This is a genomic window from Parendozoicomonas verongulae (assembly GCF_009711465.1).
GTDB lineage: Bacteria > Pseudomonadota > Gammaproteobacteria > Pseudomonadales > Endozoicomonadaceae > Sansalvadorimonas > Sansalvadorimonas verongulae.
The window spans coordinates 2,145-13,669 of the sequence record NZ_SMME01000773.1 but is presented as its reverse complement, the minus strand read 5'-3'; the positions used below and the strand labels follow the sequence as shown (position 1 = coordinate 13,669).

The window sequence follows — 11,525 nt, the reverse complement described above, 5'->3', positions numbered from 1 at the left end:
CAGACCAGACATTCGATCTTCCAGACCAGATACCCGATATTGCAGCTCGGTCATTTGCTTATCTTGTTTATCGAACCGACTCTCCAACTCACCCAACCTGTGCTCTTGCTCACCAAACCGGCACTCCAGCTTATCGAATCTGTACTCCAGCTTATCGAACCGACACTCCATTTGATCGAACCGACATTCCAGTTGATCGAAACGGCAGTCTTGCTGATCAAAACGCCGATCCTGCTGGTTGAACCGGCGATCCATGTGAGCGCGTGTTTCCGCAACGATATTCACTAAATCTGTCATGGTATTCACCGTATGTTCCGGATCATTCTTTGCCTCACAGTTCATGGGCAGCCACTCCTCTTCTTATGATTGGAGGAAGCAGAATAGCAGCCCATGGACACCGTGCCAGTGCGCATTAATCGTTCAACAAACCCTCAAAACGCCCCACAAGTCCTTCCACAATAGCAAGGCTTTCCTTCCAGAATGCGGGCTGTTCAATATCCTTATCCAGATGCTTTTGCACCAGCTCTTCGGCAGACATAACCGCCGTATCTCGCAAAATAGCGCGATAAGCTTCTTTGAAGTCAGAACCCAGTTTTTCTTTCTGGGCGTAGATACCAAGGCTGAATAAATAACCGAACAGATAGGGGTAGTTATAAAAGCTCAAACCGGAAATGGAGAAGTGCAGCTTAGAGGCCCAGAACATGGGATCGTAACCGGTGAGGCTCTCTTCATACCAGGTTGCCCAGCTTTGCTCCATCATCTCAGAGAGCTCTTCAGCGGGGATGTAAGTTTGACGACGCTGTTCAACCATCCGCTTTTCAAACTCGAAACGAGCGGGGATATTGATCAGGAAAGCCGCCGCACCTTCAGCATCCTGCCAGGCCACTTCCATTTTATCCTGATCCGATTTAGCTTCATTGAATAACGCATCCCGTACCAAGGTTTCCGCGAAGATACTGGCGGTTTCAGCCAGTGTCATCGGGTAGTAAGTCTGCGCCAATGGCATATCCCGCATCACCCAGTTATGCCACGCATGACCTAACTCATGGGCGAGGGTTATCACATTCCCCACCGAACCATCCCAGGTCATAAATACCCGAGGCTGGCGAAGATTGGCAAACTTGGTGCAGTAGGCACCAGTGGAACGGTTTTCAGTGGACAGAGCATCAATCCAGTTATTGCGGTACATCATATGGGCAAACTCACCCATTTCCGGGTCAAAACCGGAGAACGCTTTGGCAATCAGATCAATCGCCTGATCAAACGGGTAATAGCTGGATTCACTTCCCCTGGCCACTGGGCAAGGCGCAAGAATATCCTGTGGGCCAACCTTGGGAACTCCCAGCCCCTGCGCCATACCGGCCAGGGCGCGATGGCCGATACCCCGTTGCTGGTAAACCGTATCCATCAAGTTAGACAGTGTCGTACGTTCAATATGCTGCTGATGGCTGCTGACTTCCAGATAATGCAACTCTTCCTTCGAGGAACGCAGCTTATTCTCCTGATGACGCCAGCCATTGATCGCATTAAGAATAGCGGCCGCAGGAATCTCATTGCCCTTCCATGCTCTTTGGATGGCTTGCCACGCCTCAAGGCGGGTTTGAGCATCGGCACTGCGCACCAGGTTACTGGCTGCCGCAAGGCCCATCTCTTCACCCGCTATTTCACAACGCAGACTACCCGCCAACTCGCTGTATAAACGACCCCACCCGTGCAAGCCATCGGTTTGCACCGCCGAGAGCACCACTTCTTCCTGAGTTGTCAGGTAATATTGACTGTGCTTACGCTCATGGGAGAAGTGGAAGTGCTGGGGCTGAACAGCGGAGCGCTGAAACAGGGCCTCGAACGTCACGTCATCCGTTTTCAGAATTAACTGCCGGGCAAGAGTAAACGCCTGAGTAAGCTCTGACCCAATACTCCCCATGCGCACCGAAAGCTTTTTAGCTGCAATATTGGTCACATCTACACTTGTGGCACAGCTTGCGTATGTAAAAAGGGTGGCAAGAAGGACTCTGGTTTTATCATGAGTCACCAGAATCTCTTCCAGGATTTCAAACTGTTCAGATAGAAGAGGCTCTTTCAATTGAGCGGCCAACTCTGCGATGATCTCTGTACCCGCTTGAATTCGGGCAATATCCGCCTCTATCGCTGGATCATCAAATCCAGAGTAAATCGCGCTGTTATCCCAGGATGGGATGGTTTTATCATTCTTTATATTCATCACTACCTCAACAAACCATTATTTACAAAACTGCTTCATATCGGGAACACTTGTTATGAAAACGTGAAACAACCTGAAAACACAAGATGGCAACAACACAACAGCTAATACTGCCACTTCGCAGCACAGTAAATTCCACTGTTTTTTTGATCCAATCAGTTCATTATCCCACAATATGGACATCGGCAGGTCATACACCAAACCTCGAAAGGTGTATCTGGCCAAATTGACTGACCAACAAATTTACGGTGAGCCCCTCTCTGACTCACAAGGTAAACTTCCTGCCTGTTCAGAAACCAAAAACTATAACAATCAATAATTAGAAGGCATCCATGAAGTGCAAAAACCCTGGCCGAGCCAGCCTGATAGGAGCGACCAGAAAGTCTACTTCTCCAGCTACGTTAATCAGCCGAAACAGCTCGATCCGGTGCGCGCCTATAGCTCCGATGGGGGTATGATTATTGATCAGATCTTCGTTGGCATGCCTGAGCTGACCAAAGCCATCAGGGAGGCACGGGAAACCTTGCCCAAGGGGGAGTGGCTGGCCTTACGGTTCTTCGCGCCAGTGCCCTGGGAAGCGGATCGCTTATCTCGACCTGCCACCAAGACTCACAACATATCCTGATCGTCATCCTTGAGAACGGAACGATCTATTGAAAGATCGAATCCGTTTATTGCCTGCCTCTGCGCTTCGTATACTGGGTTATCCATCTATCGGAGAGTCTGGTTATGAAGCGGCTCTACTACCTTACCCACTCCGTTGACGAAGCCGATGCTCTAATTAGTGATCTGCGCAGGGCCGGTGTTGGAGAGTGGCATATCCATGGTTTAAGTGCCGATGATGCTGGTCTCTACCACCATCATATTCATCCAGTCCACTTTTTTCAGCGTTACAATCTGATCTACCTCGGAGAACGTGGTGCACTGATTGGTTTGGCTCTCAGCCTTATCTGGAGCCTGGCAACTCACTCCCTGCAGCTTATACCGGACTCATTTGGTCATGCAGAAATGCTATTCACCGTACTGCTGTTTACTTTGTTTGGGGCCTGGTCTGGCGGGTTGGCGGGCATGTCTCGGCTGAACTATCGTATTGCGCGCTTTCAGAAAGATATTGATTCTGGAGCCTGTCTGGTTCTGGTGGATATTCCCAAAAAAAAAGTGAACAAAGTACGCAGAGCTGTTCAGTGCCGTCATCCAGGAGTAATTCTGGCCGGACACTCCTCCACTTTTACTAATCCGTTCGCGAAAGCAACTCAGCCCATATAAGAGCTGCATAAACACTTTCATGGAGGCTTATTGCTGAAAACCAGTCTATCGGAGTAAACCATAAGAAATAGTTATCAATTGCTGGTCGCAATTCTCTTGAGGTCGTCTTAACTAAGGTTTGTGGCGACTCAACAGGCATTCTGAAGCAGTTGCCCATTCCCCTTAAATTTTATTGATCAGCAAGGAAGCCGTTGTGAATCGGAAGTTATCCCGTCGTCTCTTGAGAATGGAGAAAGTTATTGGAGATGTTGCCCTGTGGGTACTCGTTGCAGGTGCATTATACTGGCCTTTTTACATGCTTCTGGAGTAGATGCGACCCAGATAATCAAAGGCCCTGCTCAATGAGTCAGGGCCTTTTTCATTTTAAAGCTCTGCAAACGTCTTCTTCAAAATGCCAATGCACTCCTGAATCTGCTCCGCAGTCATCACCAGCGGTGGTGAAAAACGGATAGTGTGTTCGTGGGTTGGCTTGGCCAGCAAACCATTTTCCGCCAGCTTCACACACACTTCCCAGGCATCGATACCATTGGCAGGCTCAATATCAATGGCATTCAGCAGGCCACGGCCACGTACCGTTTTCAGCAGTGGATGATCAATCTCACGCAAACCTGCACGCAGGGCTTTACCACGAACGTCTGCATTATGGGCCAGCTCTTCATCACGGATAATATCCAAAGCCGCCATCGCCACCTTACAGGCCATGGGGTTGCCGCCGTATGTGGAGCCATGCTGACCGGGGCGGATACAGAGCATGATGTCGTCATCCGCTAACACGGCCGATACAGGGTACACCCCGCCAGACAATGCCTTACCCAGAATCAGTACATCGGGGCGAACACCTTCGTGGTTTACAGCGAGCAGCTTGCCGGTACGGGCGATACCGGTTTGTACTTCATCCGCCATCATCAGCACATTGTGTTTTGTACACAGTTCACGCACGCCGGTAAGGAAACCGTCGTCGGGTATAATCACACCCGCTTCACCCTGAATAGGTTCAACCAGAACACCGGCGACGTCACCAGCCTGAATGGCTTTTTCCATGGCAGCCAAATCGTTATAAGGAATACCGGTGAAGCCGGGGGTATAGGGGCCGTAATCTGCACGGGCTTCGTCATCGTTGGAGAAGGAAATTATCGTAGTCGTGCGGCCGTGAAAGTTACCATCACACACCAGAATGCGCGCTTTATGGGACTCGATGCCCTTCTTCTGATAGGCCCACTTACGGCACAGCTTAATGGCTGTTTCTACCGCTTCTGCGCCGGTATTCATGGCCAGTACCTTGTCGAAGCCAAAGTATTCGGTCATGTATTTTTCAAACACGCCCAGAGAGCTGCTGTAGAATGCGCGGGAGGTGAGAGTTAAACGCTCTGCCTGTTCAGCCACAGCCTGCACGATTTTTGGATGGCAGTGGCCCTGGTTGACCGCAGAGTATGCGGATAAGAAATCATAGTATTCACGTCCTTCCACATCCCAGACCTTGGCTCCCTTACCCTTATCCAGAACAACAGGCAAAGGGTGGTAGTTGTGGGCACCGTAGCGCTGTTCGAGTTCCATCAGCTCCGATGAAGATAACTGGGTCATAGCTGCTCCTTCTGGCTCTCTGACACGTAGCCACACTTATGGTGCAGGCTGGTGAAAGCCTGATATTGTTGTTCTCTTATGAAGAAGCCCGGACAGACGCCCGGGCAAGATGCTTGTGAATGTACTTATTATCAGGAGTGTATAGCTGGGTCAACACCTACTGACCCAACTTATCCGCATTTCATGTGTCGACTACATCCAGATTCCGCTTAACTCTGGCAAAGATTCCCTGCGCCTCCGAAGATGAGGACTGGTCTGCAAGGCTTACCAGCACGATGGACAGGCACGATACTATAAACCCGGGAATCAACTCGTACAGATCAAACACACCGCCACTGAACTGATTCCAGATCACCACCATCAAACCACCGGAAACAATACCTGCCAGCGCGCCATTGCGAGTCATCTTGTCCCAAAACAGGCTGATAATCAGTGCCGGGCCAAAAGCCGCACCGAACCCGGCCCAGGCGTAAGCCACCATACCCAGCACACTGCTCTCCGGGTCCAGTGCCAGCAAGGTTGCTACTGTGGCAATACCCACAACGGCCAGACGCCCGATCCACAGTACACGTTTTTGGTCCGCTTCCGGATGAAACATATCTTTGTAGAAATCTTCTGCAAAAGCCGTTGAGCACACCAGCAACTGGGAATCGGCGGTACTCATTACCGCCGCAAGAATCGCTGCCAGCAGAATACCGGCTACAACCGGGTTAAACAGAGTGCCGACCAGAACCATGAAAATCTGCTCAGGGTCATCCACTTTCATACCGGTTTCCAGGTGGTACACAAAACCAGCCAACCCAACAAACATCGCAGCAATCAAACAGATACCACTCCACCCGACAGCCACAGCACGGGCAACTGGCATATCTTTCTGGCTGCGAATGCCTTTGAAGCGCGCAAGAATGTGAGGCTGTCCAAAGTACCCCAGCCCCCATCCGAGCAGAGAGAGAATCAGCACGATATCCAGAGGGTCGCCTTCTTTATTGGTAAATGGACTCAATAGCTCAGGGTTATGGTATTCCAGCGTACCTATTACCTGATTCAGGCCACCCACCTGGTCAATCACCACCAGAGGCACAGCGACAAGAGCAGCGGCCATCATGAGCCCCTGAACAAAGTCAGTCCAGCATACGGCCAGATAGCCTCCAAACAGGGTGTAGGAAATAACGCTGACAGAGCCAATGATAACGGCCATTTTATAATCCAGCCCAAAGGCGGTTTCAAACAGCTTGCCACCAGCTACCAGCCCGGCACTGGTGTAAAACAGGAAGAACAGAATAATGAAGCCCGCAGAAATCATCTGCAGTGCCCGGCTTTTATCATGGAAACGGTTGGTGAAATATTCTGGCAGGGTCAAAGCATTACCGGCCGCCTCGCTGAACACCCGCAGGCGGCGCGCAACCAGCAGCCAGTTCAACCAGGTTCCCAGCAAAATCCCCCCGGCCAGCCAGAAAGCCTCCATGCCAGCAGCAAAGGCATAACCGGGCAGCCCCAGGAGCAACCAGCCACTCATATCCGATGCACTGGCACTGAGAGCCGTTGTCCACGGCCCCAGAGAACGCCCCCCAAGAAAGTAATCTTCACTGGTATTGGTTCTGTGCCAGGCCAAAAGCCCTAAACCGAGCATACCCAGAAAATACACCAGAAACGTAATAAGAACTGCGGGTTCTACCTGCATAACACCTCCCCAGCCTGCTTCCCTACAGGAAAACAGCAAGATCTCGTTATCAGCCGATTTGGAATTGTCTTAAGTAGATTCGGCCTGTTATTGCGAGACTACAGAGAGGCCTTTAAAAGAACCCCCTCTACAGCCGGGGAGGAAGTCTAGATGAAACTCACACAAAGGCTTAAAAGGATCGTGCTATATAGCTCGATGTAATAGGACTATTCATAGTTAATTAGCCCTTCATAGCTTGGGTCAGTTGAGGTTTTATGATCGAGCTCATAAAACCTCAACTGACCCAAGACGTTTTTTCAAATACTCATAATCTGTGCCAAGAGGCAGTAAGGTGATATTCACCTGCCCTCCCATAGCTACACCGATTTTACCACCTGCCGATATTCCAGCGCTCACAGTGTTTGGCACCAGCTGTCCCCGGCTGGTCAGGCGAATCCCAATCAAACTGCCAATATCAAGGGATGTACGCGGCGTGAGGGAAAAAGGCCAGGAGGTATATCTGACCTCCCTGTCCCACCCCAGTGAGCCGCCGATACCCAGATCTCCACCATAGGCAAGGCCCAGCTCCAACCCGGGACGTATCTCTAACCAGCTATTCCCCAGAGTGCTCTTACATTTTGCAAGATCAAGCACTCCCACAACGCCCACAAAAAGCTGTAAACCACCATAACCACCAACAGATATACAGCGGTAAACAGGCTCAGCAAATCCTGTAAACAGGTTCTGAACCCCTCTTGTGAGGCCAATATTACCGAGCATGTCCTTATAAGCGGCTGCCTCAGAAGGTGGCGAAGATTTCAGCTGCTGCTCGAGTATCAGACAGTGGGAGGAAAAGGGCTGACCGTCCTGGCAGTTCTCCTGCCCCATTTCATTTCTTTCGATATATGAAGCCAGCATTTTTACTTCATTCACACCACCCAGATGGTTATAGACAATCCGTGAGGCACAGCTCAGCAAAGTATTCAAATCTGCCCTGGCAGGCAGTGGCAGCAGCAATCCTGAAAGAAGAGCCAAGGCTAGATTCAGAGAAAACAGACGATGACATTTCATAAATAGCTTCCATCCGAAAGGTAACGGTAATGACCGATGAAATGTAGTCGCTAGTAAAATGCCTGACCCAATTATTCACTTACTTTCCAGAAGCTTTCTTAAGCAGTTGTGGCTTAAGTAACTGCTCTATCTGCTGGTAAGGAATATAACCACGAATAAGCTGGTCACCCACAATCAGCCCGGGAGTGCCACGTAAACCAAAGCGATTAAACAAGGCAAAGTTTTCAGACAGCTGCTGGTTAATCTCTTTATCAGCCTTCAAGTATTGCTCAGTGCCTGTTTTCCTGGCGATCTTCGCCAGAGAAGCAGCATTGTGAACACCCGGCTTGGCAATCAGCAGCGCATTCACTTCTTTGAATTTCGTACGGTCATGCTGCCATACATTCAATGCAAAGCTGGATGAATTCACTTCAGAAGCAGCCTCTTTCACCGGCACGTTGATGTTTACAACCCTGACCTGCGGGTAAGCCTTTACCAACTTCTCCAACTCGGCATCCAGCCTTTTGCAGTAAGGACAGCTGTAATCAGAGATATTGAACAGTGTGACGTCTGCCCCATTAGCCCCTATAAAAGAATGGCGTTCGCTCGTCATATAAGCGAGATGACTGCTCAAAAGCTCCTGGAAAACTTTTTGCTGATCCAGGTAGGTATTCAGGCTTGAATACAAACCATCAATCACATCAGGGTTCGCCTTCAGCATCTTAACGATGGCATCAATTTTTACGTTTTGCTCCTGAGAGCTTTCTGCCCAGGCGGCCTGAACTATGGAAACCAAAGCAACAACCATCGTTGCAACAATTTTTTTAAACATGAAATATGTCCTACTGAGAAAAAATACGGGTAAGTAAAGCAAAGGGGGCATAAAACCAGTTGTCACGTTTTCGACCTGCCCCGCCTTAACAATTCAAATGGTTGGAGTGACAGATATGCCCCACTCTGACACGGCCACTGCAGGATAAAACCGGCTCCCCCAGTTAAGTGCAGGGCTGACAAACTCTTTTTCACAAGTCAGTCTTTACCTGAGCTGCGGCAATAGCATCCAGGACCAATGGCCCGGAAAGAATAACCGGCAATGCAATTCCCTCTGGCGCACCAGGGCCATAGACAATATTAAATGGCACACCAAAACGGTTGTGCCGCTTCAGGAAATCAGTCACTACGGAGCTTGGCCGAGTCCAATCCCCTCGCACTAAAACAATACCTTTATTCTTTAAAGTAGAGTAAACCGGCTCCTGAAGAATAACGCCTAACTTGTTGGCTTTGCAGGTCACACACCACTGTGCTGTCACGTCCACAAAAACAGTTTTTCCTTCACGGACAGATTGCTCTATCAATTCAGACGACAAAGGTTGCCATGACAGGTTATCTTCTAACGGCACAGCTGAACCGTGAAATCGAATCAGCCCAGTAAACAGTAAACAAGCCACCAAACCTGTCATCGAAATATATGCAGTCTTTGCCCCGTGCACTTTACCGATAAGAGCAATAACAGCCCCCGCCAGCAGCACACCAGCCCCCATCAACCACAGTACCGGTACGTGGTTACTGAGCAAAGTGAGCAGCCACACACTGGTCAGCAGCATCATACTGCCAAACAGATACTTTACCCGGTTCATCCACGCACCAGGTTTTGGAAGGAATGCAGCCACACCAGGAAAGCCCGCAACAAGAATCCAGGGGAACGCCAACCCCACACCCAAGGCGGTGAAAACCGTCAGCATTTGTACGGAGTTAGCCGCTAGCGCAAACGCAATTGCCGTTCCCAAAAACGGGGCAGAACAAGGAGTAGCCAGTAGAGTGGCAAACATACCCTGCACAAAATGGCCGCTGTAAGAGTTATCACCTCTGGAAGCCAGCCAGGTACTGCGATCAGACGACAGAGTAATCTCAAATAAACCCAGCATATTGGCACCAAAAAGCCCTGTCACCAAAACCATAAAACCAATAAACCATGGGTTTTGAAATTGAATACCCCATCCAACAGTATTTCCCGTCCACTTCAAAACCAACAGACAGCCAGCAAGCAGCCAGAACGATATTAATATCCCTGCAGCACTAGCGAGGAACTGCCCTCGAATCTGACGGCGCTCAAGACCATAGGCCGATATCACGCTACTTAATTTCATTCCCAGAACGGGAAGAACGCAGGGCATAACATTCAAAATCAAACCGCCCAGAAACGCGAAGAACAATACGTGGAGAAGGGAACTCCCACCCTGCACAGGCAACGCGCCATTACTCACACCTACACTCTGTTCAGCCAGGAAGGCTTCATCTTTAATAGAAACAGCAACAGACTGCTGATCAAAATTGATATCTCCCAACCAGCTTGAAACTGAAAATATCGCAGAGAGCTGATGGCCATCCACCTTGCTACTGAGAAGCTTATAGGTATATTCCTGAGCATCCTCCGTTTGTCCATCAACAATCACTTCGGGCATATCCCAGCCAGAGTCTTTTGACAGTTGTACGGTCAATTGTTTACGTTGAGCATTCCAATATGCAGTGATGTGACTTAACTGTGAAGAGGGTCCAGGCACACGGCTTATAGCCTGAGCATAAGTAAACAGATCGGGTTCAGACATTACCAGCTCACTCGGCGTAAACGCTAGCGTGAGTGGATAGTCGGTGAGTACACAAATGGTTGTGCAGGATGACAACCGGAATTGCGCATTAATTGAGACAGGACGATTCCAGTCCTGCACATGCAGAGTTAATGGAATCACCGTGTCGCCTTTGTAGCCGAGGGTGTGTAGCCCCAGCAGGTCAAACTGTTGCGGGAAAGGCCAGTGCCAGTCTACATGATAAAGATTGCTTGACTGACCCCAGTCAATTGAAGGCGCAATGCCGCCCTCACCGGGGCTGCGCCAATAGGTTTTCCAGTCCCCTTCCAGGGCTATTTCTAAAAAGCCTTCAACGGTTTTTTGAACGGGATCAACCTGCCCGGTAATCACCAGGCGGGCTTTTGCGGGAGGGTGTTCCGGGCTAGTTAACCATCCGGTTTCTACAGCACCGGCCAACCCTGATGCCAATAACGAGCTTATCAGGGTGATGGCAGCAAGCACCACCTTTATTCTCAGATGAAAAAGTTGTTCCATGAAAATATCCAAACCAGCCACTCAGACTCATCGCTCAGCAGCGTAAATAACATTCAGGCCAGAGTTGATTCACACACCGCCATCTTCGAAATCAATCAGAAGTCAGCGCTACTCTCTAAACACACATTGGGTAAAATGGATTCTTGATCTGGACGGAATCAGCTCTGTAAAAAACACATAACAACAAACCCACTCATCATGAGGAGCAGGTTGACTGATATTTTTGCAGTCGGGGCAGTACGTTTCATTTGCCCAGTAAGATTTGGTCAGTGACAAAACTCAGGGGCGATACAATAAACGACAACAAAACGTAATAGCAAGGTTTGCGTTACTTTCACATAATGGTGGCAAGTTGATTGTCTCGCTCTTCAAGGAACAAAACTGGGAGCATAGCCCGCTACGTGGCCAGGGTTATGACGTAGCGAGAGTGGAGAAAGACACCAGCGGACTATGCGAAAGCAATGGTCAGGGTTTAGTATCCAGTTTCAGTCCATTAATAAATTCCTGAGCGATAGTCGTCAAACTGCCCTCATCAAGAACCAGAGCATCATGGGATCGGAAAGCTGCTCTGAGGTAACGCTCATGAGTGCCCTTCGAATAATGACTTGTGACCCTCGTCATAAGCGCG

General features: G+C 49.6%; 8 protein-coding genes and 1 pseudogene. 2 read left to right on the top strand and 7 right to left on the bottom strand.

Features of this window, described 5'->3' with window-relative positions; genetic code table 11:
- Together E1189_RS06310 and E1189_RS06305 are read right to left on the bottom strand one after the other, a co-directional pair.
- Positions 1-342 (bottom strand): annotated as a pseudogene (locus E1189_RS06310) (hypothetical protein); the annotation flags it as partial.
- A gap of 70 nt (positions 343-412) precedes the next feature.
- Entirely contained in the window at positions 413-2,221 is a 1,809-nt protein-coding gene (locus E1189_RS06305; protein WP_155159192.1) for a M3 family oligoendopeptidase, read from the bottom strand.
- A gap of 337 nt (positions 2,222-2,558) precedes the next feature.
- On the opposite strand from E1189_RS06305, the gene E1189_RS06300 reads away from it, so the two are divergent.
- Positions 2,559-2,846 carry a hypothetical protein gene (locus E1189_RS06300; RefSeq protein ID WP_155159191.1) on the top strand — a complete coding sequence of 96 codons (288 nt, stop codon included), beginning with the start codon at positions 2,559-2,561 and terminating at the stop codon, positions 2,844-2,846.
- A gap of 104 nt (positions 2,847-2,950) precedes the next feature.
- The gene (locus E1189_RS06295; RefSeq protein ID WP_155159190.1) at positions 2,951-3,487 is read left to right on the top strand and encodes a hypothetical protein; all 537 of its coding nucleotides are present in this window, start codon (positions 2,951-2,953) and stop codon (positions 3,485-3,487) included.
- A gap of 363 nt (positions 3,488-3,850) precedes the next feature.
- Here E1189_RS06295 and rocD read toward each other — a convergent pair whose 3' ends face one another.
- From rocD to E1189_RS06270, 5 genes are all read right to left on the bottom strand, one after another.
- The gene (rocD, locus tag E1189_RS06290) at positions 3,851-5,068 is read right to left on the bottom strand and encodes an ornithine--oxo-acid transaminase (protein ID WP_155159189.1); all 1,218 of its coding nucleotides are present in this window, start codon (positions 5,066-5,068) and stop codon (positions 3,851-3,853) included.
- Between the two features lie 181 nt (positions 5,069-5,249).
- Positions 5,250-6,749 carry a sodium/proline symporter PutP gene (putP, locus tag E1189_RS06285; protein ID WP_155159188.1) on the bottom strand — a complete coding sequence of 500 codons (1,500 nt, stop codon included), beginning with the start codon at positions 6,747-6,749 and terminating at the stop codon, positions 5,250-5,252.
- 264 nt (positions 6,750-7,013) lie between these two features.
- The gene (locus tag E1189_RS06280; protein WP_155159187.1) at positions 7,014-7,799 is read right to left on the bottom strand and encodes a hypothetical protein; all 786 of its coding nucleotides are present in this window, start codon (positions 7,797-7,799) and stop codon (positions 7,014-7,016) included.
- 79 nt (positions 7,800-7,878) lie between these two features.
- On the bottom strand, positions 7,879-8,610 hold the full coding sequence (locus E1189_RS06275) for a DsbA family protein (protein WP_155159186.1): 732 nt from the start codon (positions 8,608-8,610) through the stop codon (positions 7,879-7,881).
- Between the two features lie 190 nt (positions 8,611-8,800).
- Entirely contained in the window at positions 8,801-10,897 is a 2,097-nt protein-coding gene (locus tag E1189_RS06270; protein ID WP_155159185.1) for a protein-disulfide reductase DsbD family protein, read from the bottom strand.
- Positions 10,898-11,525 lie beyond the last annotated feature (628 nt).